17 protein-coding genes are annotated in these 18,714 nt (G+C 73.0%); 11 read left to right on the top strand and 6 right to left on the bottom strand.

All coding sequences use genetic code 11. From position 1 onward, the window contains the following. Position 1 precedes the first annotated feature (1 nt). The 3 genes from lysS to O2W20_RS13175 all read left to right on the top strand — a co-directional run bounded on the left by lysS (position 2) and on the right by O2W20_RS13175 (position 4,849). Complete coding sequence (lysS, locus tag O2W20_RS13165) at positions 2-1,507, top strand: lysine--tRNA ligase (protein WP_269172176.1); 1,506 nt, start codon at positions 2-4, stop codon at positions 1,505-1,507. A 139-nt stretch (positions 1,508-1,646) separates the two neighbouring features. Next, on the top strand, positions 1,647-2,000 hold the full coding sequence (locus tag O2W20_RS13170; RefSeq protein ID WP_269172175.1) for a histone-like nucleoid-structuring protein Lsr2: 354 nt from the start codon (positions 1,647-1,649) through the stop codon (positions 1,998-2,000). A 305-nt stretch (positions 2,001-2,305) separates the two neighbouring features. Beyond that, the gene (locus O2W20_RS13175) at positions 2,306-4,849 is read left to right on the top strand and encodes an ATP-dependent Clp protease ATP-binding subunit (RefSeq protein ID WP_269185505.1); all 2,544 of its coding nucleotides are present in this window, start codon (positions 2,306-2,308) and stop codon (positions 4,847-4,849) included. A gap of 121 nt (positions 4,850-4,970) precedes the next feature. Here the strand turns inward: O2W20_RS13175 and O2W20_RS13180 are convergent, their stop codons facing one another. Further along, positions 4,971-5,885 carry an A/G-specific adenine glycosylase gene (locus tag O2W20_RS13180; protein ID WP_269172173.1) on the bottom strand — a complete coding sequence of 305 codons (915 nt, stop codon included), beginning with the start codon at positions 5,883-5,885 and terminating at the stop codon, positions 4,971-4,973. A 184-nt stretch (positions 5,886-6,069) separates the two neighbouring features. Between O2W20_RS13180 and O2W20_RS13185 the strand changes: the two genes are divergently transcribed. Next, a complete protein-coding gene (locus O2W20_RS13185) occupies positions 6,070-6,777 on the top strand; it encodes a MucR family transcriptional regulator (RefSeq protein ID WP_269172172.1) in 708 nt (235 codons plus the stop codon). 107 nt (positions 6,778-6,884) lie between these two features. On the opposite strand, the gene disA is transcribed toward O2W20_RS13185, so the two are convergent. The 3 genes from disA to O2W20_RS13200 form a co-directional block, all read right to left on the bottom strand. Further along, entirely contained in the window at positions 6,885-7,967 is a 1,083-nt protein-coding gene (gene disA / locus O2W20_RS13190) for a DNA integrity scanning diadenylate cyclase DisA (protein ID WP_269172171.1), read from the bottom strand. Between the two features lie 127 nt (positions 7,968-8,094). After that, on the bottom strand, positions 8,095-9,462 hold the full coding sequence (gene radA, locus O2W20_RS13195; protein WP_269172170.1) for a DNA repair protein RadA: 1,368 nt from the start codon (positions 9,460-9,462) through the stop codon (positions 8,095-8,097). Positions 9,463-9,507: 45 nt separating this feature from the next. Next, on the bottom strand, positions 9,508-10,152 hold the full coding sequence (locus O2W20_RS13200) for a copper chaperone PCu(A)C (protein WP_269172169.1): 645 nt from the start codon (positions 10,150-10,152) through the stop codon (positions 9,508-9,510). A 102-nt stretch (positions 10,153-10,254) separates the two neighbouring features. Between O2W20_RS13200 and O2W20_RS13205 the strand changes: the two genes are divergently transcribed. Further along, the gene (locus O2W20_RS13205) at positions 10,255-11,820 is read left to right on the top strand and encodes a cryptochrome/photolyase family protein (protein WP_269172168.1); all 1,566 of its coding nucleotides are present in this window, start codon (positions 10,255-10,257) and stop codon (positions 11,818-11,820) included. A gap of 36 nt (positions 11,821-11,856) precedes the next feature. Here the strand turns inward: O2W20_RS13205 and O2W20_RS13210 are convergent, their stop codons facing one another. Next, entirely contained in the window at positions 11,857-12,717 is an 861-nt protein-coding gene (locus O2W20_RS13210; protein WP_269172167.1) for a UbiA family prenyltransferase, read from the bottom strand. A gap of 130 nt (positions 12,718-12,847) precedes the next feature. Between O2W20_RS13210 and O2W20_RS13215 the strand changes: the two genes are divergently transcribed. The 6 genes from O2W20_RS13215 to O2W20_RS13240 are packed head-to-tail and all read left to right on the top strand — an operon-like array spanning position 12,848 to position 17,318. Then, positions 12,848-13,330: a CarD family transcriptional regulator gene (locus tag O2W20_RS13215; RefSeq protein WP_036334607.1), complete on the top strand. Its 483-nt coding sequence runs from the start codon at positions 12,848-12,850 to the stop codon at positions 13,328-13,330. 38 nt (positions 13,331-13,368) lie between these two features. Beyond that, positions 13,369-14,040 (top strand): 2-C-methyl-D-erythritol 4-phosphate cytidylyltransferase, encoded by a 672-nt coding sequence (ispD, locus tag O2W20_RS13220; protein WP_269172166.1) that lies wholly within the window; start codon positions 13,369-13,371, stop codon positions 14,038-14,040. Further along, positions 14,037-14,546: a 2-C-methyl-D-erythritol 2,4-cyclodiphosphate synthase gene (gene ispF / locus O2W20_RS13225; protein ID WP_269172165.1), complete on the top strand. Its 510-nt coding sequence runs from the start codon at positions 14,037-14,039 to the stop codon at positions 14,544-14,546. The genes ispD and ispF overlap by 4 nt, the downstream gene beginning before the upstream one ends. Next, the gene (cysS, locus tag O2W20_RS13230) at positions 14,543-15,943 is read left to right on the top strand and encodes a cysteine--tRNA ligase (protein WP_269172164.1); all 1,401 of its coding nucleotides are present in this window, start codon (positions 14,543-14,545) and stop codon (positions 15,941-15,943) included. The genes ispF and cysS overlap by 4 nt, the downstream gene beginning before the upstream one ends. Next, positions 15,928-16,905 carry a 23S rRNA (guanosine(2251)-2'-O)-methyltransferase RlmB gene (gene rlmB / locus O2W20_RS13235; RefSeq protein ID WP_269172163.1) on the top strand — a complete coding sequence of 326 codons (978 nt, stop codon included), beginning with the start codon at positions 15,928-15,930 and terminating at the stop codon, positions 16,903-16,905. Before cysS ends, rlmB begins: the two co-directional genes overlap by 16 nt. Continuing rightward, positions 16,902-17,318 (top strand): cupin domain-containing protein, encoded by a 417-nt coding sequence (locus O2W20_RS13240; protein WP_269172162.1) that lies wholly within the window; start codon positions 16,902-16,904, stop codon positions 17,316-17,318. The genes rlmB and O2W20_RS13240 overlap by 4 nt, the downstream gene beginning before the upstream one ends. Positions 17,319-17,327: 9 nt before the next feature. On the opposite strand, the gene O2W20_RS13245 is transcribed toward O2W20_RS13240, so the two are convergent. Continuing rightward, the gene (locus tag O2W20_RS13245) at positions 17,328-18,608 is read right to left on the bottom strand and encodes a DUF445 domain-containing protein (protein ID WP_269172161.1); all 1,281 of its coding nucleotides are present in this window, start codon (positions 18,606-18,608) and stop codon (positions 17,328-17,330) included. Positions 18,609-18,714: the final 106 nt, after the last annotated feature.

Here is an 18,714-nt window from a genome sequence, read left to right on the forward strand (position 1 = left end):
CGTGAGTGAGGAACCCCCCGGCCCGCCCGAGGACGAACTGCCCGAGCAGCTGCGGGTGCGGCGGGCCAAGCTGGACCGGCTGCGCGAAGCCGGCGTCGACCCCTACCCGGTCACCGTCGCCCGCACGACCACGCTGGCCGAGGTGCGCGCGACGCACCCCGACCTGGAGCCGGACACGATGACCGGCGAGCAGGTCGGTGTCACGGGGCGGGTCATCTTCTCCCGCAACACCGGCAAGCTGTGCTTCGCGACGCTCCGCGAGGGCGACACCGAGCTGCAGGTCATGCTCTCCCGCGACCGGGTCGGCGAGGAGCCGCTCGCCGCGTGGAAGTCCGACGTCGACCTCGGTGACCACGTCCTGGTCACCGGCGAGGTGGGGACGTCGCGGCGCGGGGAGCTGTCGGTCTTCGCCGACTCCTGGCAGCTGGCCGCCAAGGCGCTGCGACCCCTGCCGGTGGCGCACAAGCCGATGAGCGAGGAGCTGCGGGTCCGCCGCCGCTACGTCGACCTGATCGTCCGCGACGAGGCGCGTCGCACGGTGCACCAGAGGTCCACCGTGATGAGCACCCTGCGTTCCGGTCTGACGGCCCGTCGTTTCCTCGAGGTCGAGACGCCGATGCTGCAGACCGTGCACGGCGGCGCCACTGCCCGACCGTTCCGCACGCACATGAACGCCTTCGACCTGGACCTCTACCTGCGCATCGCGCCCGAGTTGTTCCTGAAGCGCTGCATCGTCGGCGGACTGGACCGGGTCTTCGAGATCAACAGGAACTTCCGCAACGAGGGTGCCGACTCCTCGCACTCCCCGGAGTTCGCGATGCTCGAGGCCTACGCCGCGTACTGGGATTACCAGGAAATGGCCCGGATGACGCAGGAACTGGTCCAGGAGTGCAGCACGGCGCTGTTCGGTGACCACATCGCCCGGCACCACGACGGCACCGAACTCGACCTCTCCGGCGACTGGCCGCAACTGTCGCTCTACACCGCGGTCTCCGACGCCGTCGGTGAGGAGATCACCCCGCAGACGACGGTGCAGCAGTTGCGCACGATCGCCGAACGGCACGATGTCGGTGTCGACCCGGCCTGGCTGCCCGGAAAGGTGGTCGAGGAGCTCTTCGAGGCGCTGGTGCAGGACGGGCTGCAGTCGCCGACGTTCGTCATCGACTACCCGGTGGACACCTCACCGCTCACCCGCGCCCACCGTTCGGAGCCGGGCAAGGCCGAGAAGTGGGACCTCTACATCGGTGGGATCGAGCAGGGCACCGCCTACTCGGAGCTGGTGGACCCGGTCGTCCAGCGGGAACGGTTCACCGCACAGGCGCTGCTGGCCGCCGCCGGGGACCCGGAGGCAATGGCGTTGGACGAGGACTTCCTCGAGGCGCTGGAGTACGGGATGCCACCGACGGGCGGTCTCGGGCTCGGCATGGACAGGCTCATGATGACGCTCACCGGATTGGGGATCAGGGAGACGATCCTGTTCCCTTTGGTGCGCCCACTCCATCAATGAGTCACCTGTCCGGGGGCATTCGTCGTGAAATTGCCCCGGAATTGGCCTGAATGCCGTGGTTCGTGGTGCAATGGGCTCGTCGATCACGGGGGAGCACTGACGACAGTCCACGGCCCCGCAGCAACAGGAGTGAACAGAAATGGCACGTAAGGTCCAGGTGATCCTGAGCGACGACCTCGACGACAGCATCTCCGCTGATGAGACGGTCACGTTCTCCCTCGACGGGACGACGTACGAGATCGACCTGTCGGACAAGAACGCTGCAGAGATGCGCGACGTGTTCGGCAAGTACGTGGCGGCGGCCCGCAAGGTGAGCAGCCGCGGCACCCGGGCATCGGGCGCCGGTCGGTCACGGGCCACCGGTGGCGGCGGCCGGATGGACCGCGAGCAGGCCGGCGCGATCCGCGACTGGGCCCGCAGCAACGGCCACCAGGTCAGCGACCGCGGCCGCATCCCGGCCAGCGTGGTCGAGGCCTTCGAGGCAGCGCACTGACGTAGGCCCGTCTCCTGCTGCACTGCAGGAGGGCCATCACGACGGCCCGGCACCTCCCCTGGGGGTGCCGGGCCGTCGTGCGTCCGCTCATGGCGTAACCGTGGGGGAACACCGTTCCCGGGAGGACAGTTGTCTCCATCGAGCCCCCCGGACGGTTCGACGGCCTGTTCTCGACGCCGACCGGGTGGTGCGAACTACAGTGGAGCGACCGGTGCCCCAGCGCGCCGACGTACGTCGGGTGTCCACCGTCCCCTGCCAGGGACACGAGCACAGCAGGTCCAGCCGGTCAGAGGGAGATACAGCAGATGTTCGAACGGTTCACCGACCGAGCCCGTCGGGTGGTCGTCCTGGCCCAAGAAGAGGCCCGGATGCTCAACCACAACTACATCGGCACCGAGCACATCCTCCTGGGCCTGATCCACGAGGGTGAAGGCGTCGCTGCCAAGGCGCTGGAGTCCCTCGGCATCTCGCTGGAGGGCGTCCGCCAGCAGGTCGAGGAGATCATCGGGCAGGGCCAGCAGGCGCCGTCCGATCACATCCCCTTCACCCCGCGGGCCAAGAAGGTGCTGGAGCTGTCGCTGCGCGAGGCGCTGCAGCTCGGCCACAACTACATCGGCACCGAGCACATCTTGCTGGGTCTGATCCGCGAGGGCGAGGGCGTCGCCGCCCAGGTCCTGGTGAAGCTCGGCGCCGACCTCAACCGCGTGCGCCAGCAGGTCATCCAGCTGCTCAGCGGCTACCAGGGCAAGGAGCCGGCTGCCGCCGGCGGGCCCGCCGAGGGGACCCCGTCGACCTCGCTGGTCCTCGACCAGTTCGGCCGCAACCTGACCCAGGCCGCCCGCGACGGCAAGCTCGACCCGGTCATCGGCCGGGCCAAGGAGATCGAGCGGGTCATGCAGGTGCTGTCCCGCCGCACCAAGAACAACCCGGTCCTGATCGGTGAGCCCGGCGTCGGCAAGACGGCGGCCGTCGAGGGCCTGGCCCAGGCGATCGTCAAGGGCGAGGTGCCCGAGACGCTGAAGGACAAGCAGCTCTACACCCTCGACCTCGGTGCCCTCGTCGCCGGTTCCCGCTACCGCGGTGACTTCGAGGAGCGGCTGAAGAAGGTCCTCAAGGAGATCCGCACCCGCGGCGACATCATCCTGTTCATCGACGAGATCCACACCCTCGTCGGGGCCGGTGCCGCCGAGGGCGCGATCGACGCCGCGAGCATCCTCAAGCCGATGCTGGCCCGTGGTGAGCTGCAGACCATCGGTGCCACCACGCTGGACGAGTACCGCAAGCACCTGGAGAAGGACGCCGCTCTCGAGCGCCGCTTCCAGCCCATCCAGGTCAGCGAGCCGACCCTCGCCCACACCATCGAGATCCTCAAGGGCCTGCGGGACCGCTACGAGGCCCACCACCGGATCAGCATCACCGACGGCGCCCTGGTCGCCGCCGCGACGCTGGCCGACCGGTACATCTCCGACCGCTTCCTCCCCGACAAGGCGATCGACCTGATCGACGAGGCCGGCGCCCGGATGCGGATCAAGCGGATGACCGCCCCGCCGGACCTGCGCGAGTTCGACGACCGGATCGCGGCCATCCGCCGCGAGAAGGAGTCGGCCATCGACGGGCAGGACTTCGAGAAGGCCGCGTCTCTCCGCGACAAGGAGAAGCAGCTGCTGGGCGAGAAGTCCGAGCGCGAGAAGCAGTGGAAGGCCGGTGACATGGACGTCGTCGCCGAGGTCGACGACGAGCAGATCGCCGAGGTCCTCGCCAACTGGACGGGCATCCCGGTCTTCAAGCTGACCGAGGAGGAGACCACCCGGCTGCTCCGCATGGAGGACGAGCTCCACAAGCGGATCATCGGCCAGGAAGAGGCCATCAAGAGCGTCAGCCAGGCGATCCGGCGCACGCGGGCGGGCCTCAAGGACCCCCGTCGTCCGGGTGGCTCGTTCATCTTCGCCGGCCCCTCCGGTGTCGGTAAGACCGAGCTGGCCAAGGCGCTCGCGCAGTTCCTCTTCGGCGAGGACGACGCCCTCATCCAGATCGACATGAGCGAGTTCCACGACAAGTTCACCGTGTCGCGGCTCGTCGGTGCCCCTCCCGGCTACGTCGGCTACGACGAGGGTGGTCAGCTGACCGAGAAGGTGCGGCGCAAGCCGTTCTCGGTGGTCCTCTTCGACGAGATCGAGAAGGCGCACGCCGATGTCTTCAACACGCTGTTGCAGGTGCTGGAGGACGGCCGGCTGACCGACGGTCAGGGTCGGATCGTGGACTTCAAGAACACGATCCTGATCCTCACCACGAACCTCGGGACGCGGGACATCTCCAAGGCCGTCGGCCTCGGCTTCCAGGCCGGGAACGACAGCACCAGCAACTACGAGCGGATGAAGCTCAAGGTCAACGAGGAGCTCAAGCAGCACTTCCGGCCGGAGTTCCTCAACCGCATCGACGACATCGTCGTGTTCCACCAGCTCACCGAGGACGAGATCGTCCACATCGTCGACCTCATGCTCGCCCGGCTGGAGACGCAGCTGTCGAACAAGGACATGTCGCTGGAGGTCACCCCGGCAGCGAAGAAGCTGCTCGCCGCCCGTGGCTTCGACCCGGTGCTGGGTGCCCGGCCGCTGCGCCGCACCATCCAGCGCGAGATCGAGGACACGCTCTCGGAGAAGATCCTCTACGGCGAGATCGCCTCCGGGCAGATCATCGTGGTGGACGTCGAGGAGGACGCCGACCCGACGGCCTCGCGGTTCACCTTCCGCGGCGAGGCCAAGCCGATCGACCTGCCCGACACCCCGCCGGTGGCGCTCTCGGGCGCCGACGGCGAGCCCGAGGGTCCGGCGGCCACGCAGGCCGAGTGATCGACGACCTCGTCCGCTGACGAGACAGGGGCCGCCCTCCGCATCCGCGGAGGGCGGCCCTTCGTCGTCTCGGCGGCCCCGGCCGCCGGGGTCGGTCCGCGCGCGGCGGAGCGGGGACGCCTCAGCCGGGGAGGGAGAAGCGACCGTCCGGGGTCTGCTCGACCAGCCCGTCCACGAGGAGCGAGTCCAGGCAGCGCGAGCGCTGGACGGCGTCGTCCCACACCGGCGTCAGCGCCTCGGCCGCCACCGGCTCCGGGGCGGCCCGCAGCACGTCGAGCAGCCGGCCACGCACCTGACGGTCGGTGCCGGCGAACTTCTGCACCCGGCGGGCCGGGCCGTCGTGCGCCGGTGACCCGGCCAGCCGCCAGGCACACCGGTCCCGCACCGGGCAGGTGATGCAGCGGGGGGTGCCGGCAACGCAGACGAGTGCCCCCAGCTCCATGATCGCCACCGAGAACCGCACGGCACGGGCGTCGTCGACCGGCGCCAGTGCGGCGATGTCGGTCAGGTCCGACGCCCGGGCCGGCGCCGCCTCGGCGCGGCCGTGCACCAGCCGTGCGACGACCCGCCGCACATTGGTGTCGACGACGGGCTGGCGGCTGCCGTGGCCGAAGCAGGCGACCGCCCGGGCGGTGTAGGTGCCGATGCCCGGCAGGGCCTCCAGCTCGGCGACGCCGGCGGGTACCGCACCGCCGTGGCGTTCGGTGATCGCGACAGCGGCCTCCCGCAGCCGGAGCGCTCGGCGCGGGTAGCCCAGCTTGCCCCAGGCCCGGATCACCTCGGCCGGGCTGGCAGCCGCCAGGTCCGCCGCGGTAGGCCAGCGGGCCAGCCACTCCCGCCAGACCGGCTCCACCCGGCGCACCGGCGTCTGCTGGAGCATGACCTCGCTGACCAGCACCGCCCACGGGTCGGTGCCGGGGGTGCGCCACGGCAGGTCCCGGGCGGCGCCGGCGTACCAGTCGACGAGGACGTCCCCGACGGCGTCTCCGGCGGATGCGGGGTCCTGGTGCGCGGCGTCGGTCGAGGTGGTGCTCACGGGGATCCAGTCTGCCTCGGCGCACGAGCGCCCCGCCGCGGCAGTGCGAGAGGAACCGGCTCGGCACTCTCCGTCACCACCCGCCGGGTCGGTGGCGGTCCGGGACCACTCCGGGGCGGCGGGCCTCCTTGGGTCAGGGCGTGGCGCGCGGTCGGCGTCCAGCCGGCCGGTTAGCGTCGCCGACGTGCTGCACCCGGTCGGCCCGTTGCCCGCTGTCGTCTACTGGCGACGGCGCCTGCTGGTCCTCGGCTGCGCGGTGGGCGTCCTCGGTGGCGGCGGGTGGCTCGGGGTCGCGGTGGCCACCGGGTCGCCGGACGAGGACGTCGTCCTCACCACCGCCGGGCAGGAACCTGCGCCCGCGCCGGCGCTGGACCAGATCGTGCCGTCGCTGGCTGCGGTCCAGCTCCCGACGGCCCCGCCCACGGCCGACCCCGCCGAGGAGCCGGTGGCCGAGGAGCCGGAGGCCGACGACCCGTCGACCGAGCCGGCCGCCGTGGACGGCGGGCCCTGCAGCAACGACATGATCGGCGTGGAGGTGCGGCCCACCCCGGCCAGCAGCCCGGTCGGCAGCAAGCCGACGTTCGACCTGGTGGTCACGAACGTCTCGCCGGTCTCCTGTGTGCGGTCGCTGGACAAGGGGCTGCAGGAGATCGTGATGGTCGATGAGGCCGGAGCCCGGGTCTGGGGGAGCAACGACTGTTTCCCGGAGGAGACGACGGACCCGCGGACGCTGCAGGCGGGGGAGTCCGTGGTGTTCCCGGTCGTGTGGGGTGGGCTGAGCAGCACCCCGGGGTGCGCCGCGGAGCGTGTGCCGCCGCCACCGGGGGACTACGCGCTGCGCGGCAGGTTGGACACGGCGACCAGCCCCGACGCCGCCTTCACCCTGACCTGAGGAGCCCGTCCTCCTCGTCCCCCGCGAGCTCGGGACGAGCCGAGTGACTCCGCTGCAGGGGTTCAGCGGGAGCTTGCGCGAGCGATGAGGGGCAGCGGGGTCCTTCGTCAGCTGTAGCGGTCGAGGATGGAGGTCTCGGCGAGCCGGGACAGCCCCTCGCGGATGCCGCGGGCCCGGGCCTCGCCGACCCCCTCGACGGCCAGGAGGTCCTCGATGGTCGCCGCGAGCAGCTTCTGCAGCCCACCGAAGTGCGCGACCAGCCGGTCGATGATGCCGGCCGGCAGTCGGGGGACCCGGGCCAGCAGTCGGTAGCCGCGCGGGCTGACCGGGGAGTCCAGGGCATCCGGGGAGGTAGGCAGGCCGTAGCAGCGGGAGACGGCCGAGAGGTCGAGCAGCTCGGTGGCCGACAGGGCGCGCAGGTCGGCGAGCACCTCCTCGCCGGAGCGGTTCCGGCGACTGCTGGGGAGGTAGTCGCGGACCAGCAGGCCGCGGTCCTCCTCGACCCCGGCGAGCATCTCGTCCAGCTGCAGGGCGAGCAGCCGGCCGTCGGTGCCCAGCTCGACGACGAAGCCCTCGATCTCGTCGGCGATCCGGCGGACCATCTCCAACCGCTGGCTGACGCTCATCGCGTCACGGACCGTGACGAGGTCCTCGATCTCCAGCGCGGACAGCGTGCTGGCGACCTCGTCGAGCCGGAGCTTGTAGCGCTCCAGGGCGGCCAGGGCCTGGTTGGCCCGCGCGAGGATGGTCGTGGGGTGTTCGAGGGTGTACCGGCGGCCGGCCACGTACACCGAGATGATGTGCATCGACTGGCTCACCGAGATGACCGGGAACCCGGTCTGCAGTGCGACGCGCTCGGCGGTGCGGTGCCGGGTGCCGGACTCCTCGGTGGGGATCGTCGGGTCGGGCATCAGGTGCACCCCGGCCCGGACGATCCGGGTGCCGTCGTAGGAGACGATCACCGCGCCGTCCATCTTGGCCAACTCCCGCAGCCGGGTGGCCGACAGTGCGACGTCCAGGGCGAACCCGCCGGTGCAGAGGGACTCGACGACGCGGTCGTAGCCCAGGACGATCAGTGCTCCGGTGCGGCCGGCCAGGATCCGCTCCAGACCGTCCCGGAGGGCGGTACCGGGGGCGATCCGACCGAGCAGTTCCCGCAACGCGGCCTCGGGGTCCACAGCGGGGGACACGGGAGCTCCTGACGGTCGGGCGGTACGGCGGCCGATTCTACGGGTCGGAGGGAGGGGGCCGGTCACCACGGGTCCCCCGTCAGGGCGTTCGCCCTGGTGGCGGTCGCACTGTGTCACCACAGCCGGGTCACCACAGCCGGGCGAAGGCAGCTCCCAGGTCGGGCACCTCGATCAGCCGGATGCCCTTCGGCGCGGGGCCGGAGTCCTCGGGCACGAGCGCGGCCGTGTACCCCTGGCGGGCCGCCTCGGCCAGCCGCCGCCCGGTGCCCCCCACCCGTCGGATCTCCCCGGACAGCCCCACCTCACCGATCGCGACCAGGCCGGCGGGGAGCGGCTGGTCCTTCGAGGCCGAGGCGATCGCCAGGGCCAGCGCCAGGTCGGCGGCGGGCTCGGCGATCCGGACCCCGCCGACGGAGGCGGCGAAGACGTCGGCATCGGCCAGCCGGACCCCACCGCGGCGTTCGACCACGGCGTTAATCATGGCGACCCGCTGGGAGTCCAACCCGCTGACCGCACGGCGGGGCGAGCCGCCCCCGCCGGCGGTCGCCACGAGGGCCTGTACCTCGGCGAGCAGCGGCCGGCTGCCCTCCATCGTCACCGTCACGCAGCTGCCCGGTACCGGCGCGGACCGGCGGGAGACGAACAGGTGCGAGGGGTCGGGGACGCCGACGACGCCGCCGTCGCCGATCTCGAAGCAGCCGATCTCGTCGGCCGGGCCGAAGCGGTTCTTGGTGGCCCGCACCAGGCGCAGCGTCGAGTGGCGTTCGCCGTCGAAGGAGATCACCACGTCGACCAGGTGCTCCAGCGCCCGCGGACCGGCGATCGCGCCGTCCTTGGTGACGTGGCCGACCAGGATGGTGGTCATGTTCCGGCTCCTGGCCACGGCGCTGAGCGCGCTGGCCACGGCGCGCACCTGGGTCGCCCCGCCGTCGGTGCCGTCGACGGCGGGTGACCGGACGGTCTGCACGCTGTCGAGCACGAGCAGGGTGGGGGCCACGTCCTCCACGTGGGTGAGCACCGCGGAGAGCTCGGTCTCGGCGGCCAGGTAGAGCTGGTCGTGCAGGGCGCCGATCCGCTCGGCCCGCAGCCGGACCTGCGCGGCGGACTCCTCGCCGGAGACGACTAGCGTCGGGCCGTTGGCCGCGGCCACCCGGTGGGCGACCTCCAGGAGCAGCGTGGACTTGCCGACGCCGGGCTCGCCGGCCACGAGCAGCACGGCGCCCGGCACCAGGCCGCCGCCGAGGACGCGGTCGAACTCGGTGATCCCGGTGGGCACAGCCCGGGCCCCGGCGAGCTGCACCTGACCGATCGGGAGCGCCTTGGCGCTGACCGGGCCGGCGGAGACGGCGCGCAGCGGCGAGCCGACGGCGCCGACCTCCTGCACGCTGCCCCAGGCCTGGCACTCCGGGCAGCGCCCGACCCACTTCGCGGAGGTGTAGCCGCACTCGGTGCAACGGTGGGCGGGGCGGGTGGACTTCACACCGGATGCTGGCACGCCGTCATGGTGACGGCGGGGTACGACAGTCCCAGGAGGGGCGGGTCAGCCCTCCTCGTCGGCCGATTCCCGTTCGCGGGCCTCTTGGCCGGGGTTCTCCTCGACGGAGCCTTCCTCGCCGGCGAGCTCTTCCTCCCCGTGGAAGTCGAACTCCTCACCGCGGGGCAGGTCACGGGTGGGCACGCCGACGGGCACCGGGATGGTGACCTCCCCGGCCTCCTCGAACGTGAAGGTGACGTCGATGGCCTCGCCGGCGCCGATCGTCTCGGCGAGTTCCACCAGCGCGACCGTGGGGCCGTCGCCGCTGCTCAGATACAGGATGCCGTTGGGCGGGATCGTGAGACCCAGGTCCTCCGACGTGCTGCCGTCGGCCACCAGCTCCGCGGCGTCGGGGTCGATGACCTCCACGCTGTCGAACGCCTCGCCCTCGATCGACACGAGGGTGTCCCCCTCCAGACCCGTGCTGGCGATGGCGCCGACCAGTCGGGCGTCGCTCCCGCTGGCGTACTGCCCGCCGGTCGGGTACGGCAGGGTCAGGGCCCGCAGCTGCAGGTCCTCCAGGTCGGCCTGGTTGCCCACGTTCGGCTCCTGGGTCGAGGTCTGCGTGACCTGCCCGGCGCTGCAGGCGGTGAGCGCGATCGGGGTGAGCAGCAGGACACCCATCACAGCAGCGCGCGGTGCGCGGTTCACAGCGTCGACCTCCAGAGACGTGCCGGCCACCGAGGACGCCGGTGGCACGAGTCGCGCTGAGCCTAACCGCCACCCCAGGATGTCCGCTGGGAGGTGAGGGTCGTGGCGGCACGTGCTGACGGTGACCTGCCGGGGTCCGGCGACCCCGCGCTCGCCGACTTCCCAGCTCAGGACCCCGACAGCCGCCGCTGGTGCTTCGCCGACCAGCTCGGGCCGCACTTCCTCGACGCGCCGGACCAGCCCGTGCTGCTGATCGAGGCGCGCAGCGTCTTCCGTCGCCGCCGGTTCCACCGGCAGAAGGCGCACCTGCTGCTGTCGGCCCTCCGGCACCGTGCGGCCGAGCTCGGCGAGCAGGCCACCTTCCTGCAGACCGAGACCTACACCGAGGCGCTGGACCAGGTCCACGGGCGCCTGTCGGTGTGCGCGCCGACCACCTGGCCGGCGCGCGACCTCGTGCTGCGCCGTCCCGACGTGACCGTGCTGGAGGCCCGCGGCTTCGTGACCCGGCAGGCGGACTTCCGGCGCTGGGCGGCGGGCCGTTCGCGGCAGCGCCTGCTGATGGACGACTTCTACCGGGTGGCCCGGCGGGTGCACGACGTCCTGATGGACGGCGCCCAGCCGGTCGGTGACACCTGGAACCTCGACCACGACAACCGTGAACCCGCACCGGCCGACGGGCGGGTCGACGTCCCACCTCCGTGGCTGCCCGTCGAGGACGAGATCGACGAGCAGGTGCGCGCCGACCTGGACCGCTGGGTGGCCGACGGCGACGTGGCGTTCGTCGGGGACGACGGCCCGCGGCTCTTCCCGGTCACGCACGCCGAGACCGAGGCGCGGCTCGAGGACTTCCTCACCCACCGGCTGCGCGCCTTCGGTCCGCACGAGGACGCGATGCTGGCCGGGGACCCGTGGCTGGCGCACTCGATGCTGTCGGCGTCGCTGAACCTCGGGCTGGTCGACCCGTCGGACGTCGTCACCCGGGCCGACCAGGCGTACCGCGACTCGGTGGCGGCCGGTGACCCGCTGCCGCTGAACTCGGTCGAGGGCTTCGTCCGGCAGGTGATGGGCTGGCGGGACTGGATCTGGCATCTGTACTGGCAGCTGGGCCGGGACTACCGGCACGGCAACGCGCTGGCCGCGCACGAGGAGGTGCCGTCCTGGCTGGCCGAGCTGGAGGCCGAGGCCGTGGGCGCGAACTGCCTGTCCTCCGTGCTCGCCGACGTGCGGGCGCGCGGCTGGGTGCACCACATCCCGCGGCTCATGGTGCTGGGCAACTACGCACTCCAGCGCGGGATCGAGCCGCTGGCGATGACCGACTGGTTCCACCGGGTCTTCGTCGACGGCTACGACTGGGTGATGGTGGCCAACGTCGTCGGGATGAGCCAGCACGCCGACGGCGGGGTGCTGGCGACCAAGCCCTACGCCGCCGGCGGTGCCTACATCGACCGGATGAGCGACTACTGTGGCGGGTGCCGGTACGACCCGAGGAAGCGGCTCGGCGAGGACGCCTGCCCGTACACCGCCGGCTACTGGGCCTTCCTGGAGCGCAACCGGGAGCGGCTGGCCGACAACCGGCGGATGCGCCAGCCACTGGCCGGGCTGGGGCGGCTGAAGGACCTCGAGGCCGTCGTCGAGCAGGAACGCGACCGGGGCACCGACCCCCGCTGACCGCGGCCCCGCGGTGCGGGGCAGCAGGGTCCTCCATCAGGTGATCGCGGCACCGCCGGCCAGCAGCAGGGCGACGTCCAGCACGGTCAGCAGCAGCACCGCCGGGAAGGCGAGCCGGCGGCCGCGCCGACTGCCGGCGAGTGCGGCGACGACCACCGCCGGGGCGGCGAACGCGCAGGCCAGCAGACCGAGTGGGCCCGGTGGGCCGGGTGGTCCCAGGACCAGCAGCAGGGTGGCGGCGCCGAGCAGGACCGCGCCGGTGACCGCAGAGGGCACGGCGCCGACCCGGTGGGGGAGCCCGCGGACCCCGGTGGCCAGGTCGTCGTCGACGTCGGGGGCGACGTTCGCGACGTGCGCCGCCCCGCCGAGCGCGGCCCCGGCCGCGATCAGCCACCACGGTGCACCGGGGCTGCCCGGCGCTGCGGCGACCACGCCGGCGGGGAGCGCGCCGAAGCCGGTCAGGTAGGGCAGCGGGGACAGCGCGGTGCGCTTGAGGCCGGCGTCGTAGGCGAGCCCGCTGGCGACCAGCACGAGCAGCAGCAGACCCGGCACGAGGCCGAGCGCCAGGGACGTGCCGACCGCGACGACGACGGCGACGGCCGTCGCCCGGCGCAGCAGCGTCGGGGTGACCACCCCCTGGACGACGGGCTTGTCGGTCCGGCCGACCGCCCGGTCGCGGTCGGCGTCCAACCAGTCGTTGCACCACCCGATCGAGGCCTGCCCGGCCAGCACCGCGACCCCGACCAGCACGGTCCGCCCGGCCGGGACGCCGGCGGTGACGGCGAGCAGGACGGCGACGGTGGTGACCGCCAGGGTCGGCTCCAGGTGGGTCGCGCGGGCCATCGCCGCGGCGGTCGCGAAGGGCCCGGAGCGGTGCCCGAGACCGTCCGACTGCACACCGACCACCTCCCTGTCAACCCCACGCGGACCTCGATCACGCCGCTGACCTGCACTTTTGTCGGACTCTGCCGAGCCGGGGGGCATTCTTCCGTGCTAACCTGGGGTGAGCGAAAGGGGTCACATACACATGGGCTTCACTGTTGGCGAGACCGTTGTCTACCCGCACCACGGCGCAGCGCTCATCGAGGCGATCGAGCAGCGCACCATCAAGGGCGTCGAGAAGTCGTACCTCGTGCTCAAGGTCGCCCAGGGCGACCTGACCGTCCGCGTGCCGGCCGACAACGCCGAAATCGTGGGCGTCCGCGATGTCGTCGGCCAGGAGGGCCTGAACAAGGTCTTCGAGGTGCTGCGCGCGCCGCACACCGAGGAGCCGACCAACTGGTCGCGGCGCTACAAGGCCAACCTCGAGAAGCTGGCCTCCGGTGACGTGAACAAGGTCGCCGAGGTCGTGCGCGACCTCTGGCGTCGCGACAAGGACCGTGGCCTGTCCGCCGGCGAGAAGCGCATGCTCTCGAAGGCACGGCAGATCCTGGTCAGCGAGCTCGCGCTCGCCGAGGGCACCAACGAGGACAAGGCCGAGGTCCTCCTCGACGAGGTCCTGGCTTCCTGATCGCCCAGCTCCACCCCAGAGACACCCAGACCACTCCCGTGCACGCTGTCGGCATCGTCGCAGCGGCCGGGAGTGGTCTGCGTCTGGGGGCAGAACTGCCCAAGGCCCTGGTGCCCCTCGGTGGCCGGCCGCTGGTCTGCTGGGCGGTCGAGTCGCTGCGTGCCGGCGGGGTCGAGCAGGTGGTGGTCGCCGTCCCGGCGTCGCAGCTGGCGGCCTTCACCGCGGTGCTCCCCGACGACGTGCACGTCGTGGTCGGCGGGGACACCCGCACGGCGTCGGTCCGCGCGGCCCTCGCCGCCGCCCGGGAGCACGCCGACGCGGTGCTGGTCCACGACGCGGCGCGGCCGCTGACCCCGTCCGACGTCGTCGCCCGGGTGCTGGCCGCCCTCGCCGGCGGGGCGCGCGCCGTCGTCCCGGTGCTGCCCGTCGTCGACACCACCGTGGTCGTCGACGCCGACGGAGTGGTGACCGCCGACGTCCCCCGCGCTCCGCTGCGCCGGGTGCAGACCCCGCAGGGCTTCGACCGGGCCACCCTGGTGGCCGCCTACGCCCACGCGCAGGGCGCCGCGGCCGAGTTCACCGACGACGCGTCCGTGGTCCGGGCCGCCGGGATCACGGTGGAGACCGTGCCCGGCGACGAGCGCGCGGCCAAGATCACCGTCGCGCACGACCTGCGGATGGCCGAGCTGCAGACCGAGCGGCCCCGATGAACCCGCAGTTGCCCCGCGTCGGCATCGGCACCGACGTGCACCCGATCGAAGCCGGTCGCCCGTGCTGGCTCGCCGGGCTGGAGTGGCCGGGCGTCGACGGCTGCGCCGGGCACTCCGACGGCGACGTCGTCGCCCACGCCCTGACCGACGCCGTGCTGTCGGCCGCGGGCCTCGGCGACATCGGTGGCCTGCTGGGCATCGACGACCCCCGCTGGGCCGGCGCCCGGGGTGCCGCCGTGCTGGAACACGTCCGCGAGGTGCTCACCGCGGCCGGCTGGCAGGTCGGCAACGTCTCGGTGCAGCTGATCGGCACCACGCCCAAGGTCGGTCCCCGCCGGGCGGAGGCGGAGGCTGTGCTCTCCGCTGCCCTGGGTGCGCCGGTCAGCGTCACCGCCACCACGACCGACGGGCTGGGCCTCACCGGCCGTGGAGAGGGGCGGGCAGCGGTGGCCACCGCCCTCGTGGTCCGGAGCACGCCCGACGCGCCCGTAGAATCCACCCGGTGAGCCTCCGCCTGTACGACACGGCCGCCCGCGCCGTGCGCGACTTCACGCCCCTGCGTGCAGGACGGGTCTCCATGTACGTCTGCGGGCTCACCGTGCAGGGCCCGCCGCACATCGGCCACGTCCGGTTCGCGATCGCCTTCGACGTGCTGCGCCGCTGGCTGCTGCACCAGGGCAACGAGGTCACCTACGTCCGCAACGTGACCGACGTCGACGACAAGATCCTCACCAAGGCCGCGGCGGCCGGCGTCCCGTGGTGGGCCTGGGCGTACGAGAACGAGCGCGCCGCCACCCGCGCCTACGACCTGCTGGGCACGCTGCCGCCCAGCTACGAGCCGCGGGCCACCGGGCACGTGCCGGAGATGGTCGAGCTGATCGAGCGGCTCATCGCCGGCGGGCACGCCTACGACGTCGACGGCGACGTCTACTTCGACGTCCGCTCCTTCCCCGGCTACGGCGAGCTGACCGGCCAGAAGCTGGGCGACCTGCAGCCGGCCGCGGACACCGAGACCGACGAGCGCAAGCGGGACCCCCGGGACTTCGCGCTGTGGAAGTCGGCCAAGGACGGCGACCCGGCCACGGCCTCCTGGTCGACCCCCTGGGGTCGCGGGCGCCCGGGCTGGCACCTGGAGTGCTCGGCGATGGCCGAGAAGTACCTCGGTCCGGAGTTCGACGTCCACGGTGGCGGGCTCGACCTCCGGTTCCCGCACCACGAGAACGAGCGGGCCCAGTCGCAGGCTGCCGGGGACGGGTTCGCCCGGTACTGGCTGCACAACGGCTGGGTCACCATGGGCGGCGAGAAGATGAGCAAGTCGCTGGGCAACACGGCGCTGGTCGACGAGGTCGTCCAGCGCGTGCGCCCGGTGGAGCTGCGCTACTACCTGGTCGCCCCGCACTACCGCAGCACGATCGAGTTCACCGAGCCGGCGCTGGAGGAGGCGGGGGTCGCCTACCGGCGGCTGGAGTCCTTCGTCCGGCGCGCGGCCGAGGTGGTGGGGGAGGGCGCCGGCAAGCCGGTGCTGCCTGCCGAGTTCACCGCCGCACTGGACGACGACCTGAGCACGCCCGCCGCGGTCGCGGTGGTCCACGAGGTCGTCACCCAGGGCAACAGCGCGCTGGCCGCCGACGAAGCCGAGGCGCTCGCCGCCGCGCTCGGCGCGGTCCGGGCGATGCTGGGTGTGCTCGGGCTCGACCCGCTCGACCCGCAGTGGGCCGACGCCGGCGGCGACCGCCGCCTGGCCGAGGCCACCGACGGCCTGGTCGCGCTCGCGCTGGAGCAGCGCACCGCGGCCCGGGCCCGCAAGGACTACGCGTCAGCTGACGCGATCCGGAACCAGCTCGGCGCCCTGGGCGTGCAGGTCGAGGACACCCCCCAGGGCACACGATGGGAGCTGACCTGATGGCCGGCAACAGTCAACGCCGCGGCCGCTCGGCCGGCGCAGGCAAGAAGACCGCGACCTCCGGCACCGGCGGCAAGAACCGCCGGTCGCTGGCCGGGCGGGGCGCCACCCCGAAGGCCACGGACCGGCCGCACCACCCGGCGTACAAGGCGGCGAAGGCTGCCGCGGCCCGCCAGGACAACCGGCAGCGGGTGCAGCGGCGCAACGCCGAGGCCCCCGAGCTGCTGCTGGGCCGCAACCCCGTGCTGGAGGCGCTGCGGGCCAGCATCCCGGCGACGGCGCTCTACGTCGTCACCGGTGACACGAGCCGCGGCGGGACCGACGAGCGGATCGCCGAGTCGGTGCAGCTGGCCGCCGACCGCGGGCTGCCGCTGCTCGAGGTGGGCAAGGCCGAGTTCGACCGGATGAGCGACCACGCGCTGCACCAGGGCATCGGCCTGATGGTGCCGCCCTACGACTACGCGCACCCGGACGATCTGCTCGACATCGCCCGCGACTCCGGCCGCCCGCCGCTGGTCGTGGCGCTGGACGGCGTCACCGACCCGCGCAACCTGGGCGCGGTCATCCGCTCGGCCGCGGCCTTCGGCGCCCACGGTCTCGTCGTGCCCGAGCGCCGCGCGGTGGGCATGACCGGCTCGGCCTGGCGCACCAGCGCCGGCGCGGCGGCCCGGCTGCGCGTGGCCAGAGCCGTCAACCTGGGCCGCAGCCTGGCCTCCTACCAGGACGCCGGCCTGCAGACGGTGGGCCTGGCGGCGGACGGGGACATGGGCATCCACGAGTACGACGGGTTCGCCGACCCGGTCGCGCTGGTGGTCGGTGCCGAGGGCGCCGGGCTGTCCCGCCTGGTCCGCGAGCGCTGCGACGTCGTCCTGTCCATCCCGATCACCAAGGACACCGAGTCGCTGAACGTCAGCGTCGCGGCCGGGATCGCGCTCTACGCCGCGGCTTCCGCCCGCCGGTGACCGGACCGGCCGGGCCTGCTGCGCAGGATCGGCCGGCGACGGCGGTGCGGCTCGGGCTCGAGCCGCACCCGGAGGGCGGCTGGTACCGGCGCACCTGGACGTCCCCCGCGGTCGCCGGTGACCGGCCGGCGGCGACGGCCATCGTCTTCCTGCTGGCCGGGGGAGAGCACTCCGCCTGGCACCGGGTCGACGCCGACGAGCTCTGGCTGTGGCACGGACCCGGGGAGCTCACCCTGCAGCTCGCCGACACGCCGGATGCCGGCGTCGCGACGGCGGTGACCCTGGGGCCGGAGCTGGTCCAGGTCTTGGTGCCGGCCGGGCGGTGGCAGCGCACCCGGCCGGTGAGCACCGAGGTGCTGGTCAGCTGCGTGGTCTCGCCGGGGTTCCGCTGGAGCGGCTTCCAGCTGGGCTGAGCGGTCGGCTCAGCCCAGCAGCTGGGCGACGGTGTAGATGACCAGGCCGGCCAGGCCGCCCACCACCGTGCCGTTCACCCGGATCCACTGCAGGTCACGACCGACCTGGAGCTCGATCCGCCGGCTGGTCTCCTCGGTGTCCCAGCGGGCCACGGTGGCGCCCACCAGGTCGGCCACGTCGCCGGAGAACCGCTCGACGGCGTACCCGGCGGCCCGCTGGGTCTGCCGCTGCACCAGTTCGCGGATGGTCGGGTCGGTCTGCAGCAGCTGCGCGCCGGACCGGATCAGCCCGACCACCCGCGCCCGCAGCTCGGAGTCCGGGTCGGCTGCGGCGGTGACGACGGCGTTCTTCGCGGTGCTCCACAGCGAGCCCGACCAGGTGCGGACGGCCGGGTGGTCCAGCAGCTCCTCCTTGAACCGCTCGACCCGGGCCGCGGCCTCGGGATCGGTGCGCAGCGTGTGCACGTAGGCCCGCAGCCGCTTGTCGTAGCTGCGGCGCAGCTCGTGCCGAGGGTCCTCGCCCACCTCGGCGAGGAAGCCCTGGAGCAGGTCGAACACCCGGTCGAACACCCGGTCGTCGACCCAGTCGGGCACCCAGACGGGCGAGGCGTCGCCGAGCCGGGTGCGGAACACCAGCCGGTTGTCGGCCAGGAAGTTCGCCAGCCCGGTGAGCGCGGCCGAGAGCACCTCCTGGTGCCGGTCGCCGTCGACGACGAGCTCGATGCCCCGGGCCACGGCGGGCGCGGCGGGGGTCTCGCGGAGCTTCCGGTCGACCAGGGCGGCGACGGCGGGCTGCAGCTCGTCGTCCTTCAGCAGGTCGGTGAGTCCGCCGAGGGCGGCGCCGGCGTCGCCGGCGAGCCGCTCGGCGCGACCGGGCGAGGCCAGGAAGGCGCCCAGCCGGCCGGGGACGTCGACGGTGGCCAGCCGCTCGTCGACGACCGCCCGGGTCAGGAAGTTCTCCCGCACGAACGTGCCCAGGCTCGTGCCGATCTGGTCCTTCTTGCGCGGGATGATCGCGGTGTGCGGGATCGGCAGCCGCAGCGGGTGCCGGAACAGCGCGGTGACGGCGAACCAGTCGGCCAGCGCCCCGACCATGGACGCCTCTGCGGTGGCCCGCACGTACCCGACCCAGGTGCCGGTCTCCTCGCCCAGCAGCACGCAGACCAGGAAGACCACGGCCGCGAGCACGAACAGCCCGGTGGCCAGCCGCTTCATCTTCGCCAGGTCGCGGGCGCGCTGGGGGTCGTCGAGCGACTCCACCAGCGGGGTGGTCAGCTGGGGTCCCGGCACCCGTCCGAGCCTAGGCGTCGGTTCGGGGCAGCCCTCCTGCGGACGTGCGACGACCCCGGGGCCGAGGGGGCTCGGCACCGGGGTCGTCGGTCAGAGGGGTCCTTCC

This window comes from Modestobacter sp. VKM Ac-2982, assembly GCF_026967935.1.
In the GTDB taxonomy this organism is placed as follows: domain Bacteria; phylum Actinomycetota; class Actinomycetes; order Mycobacteriales; family Geodermatophilaceae; genus Modestobacter.

Excerpts from the sequence above, each read along its gene's own strand:
- O2W20_RS13170 (WP_269172175.1), top strand. The coding sequence starts at position 1,647 with ATGGCACGTAAGGTCCAGGTGATCCTGAGCGACGACCTCGACGACAGC.
- O2W20_RS13175 (WP_269185505.1), top strand. The coding sequence starts at position 2,306 with ATGTTCGAACGGTTCACCGACCGAGCCCGTCGGGTGGTCGTCCTGGCC.
- O2W20_RS13215 (WP_036334607.1), top strand. The coding sequence starts at position 12,848 with ATGGGCTTCACTGTTGGCGAGACCGTTGTCTACCCGCACCACGGCGCA.
- ispF (WP_269172165.1), top strand. The coding sequence starts at position 14,037 with ATGAACCCGCAGTTGCCCCGCGTCGGCATCGGCACCGACGTGCACCCG.
- rlmB (WP_269172163.1), top strand. The coding sequence starts at position 15,928 with ATGGGAGCTGACCTGATGGCCGGCAACAGTCAACGCCGCGGCCGCTCG.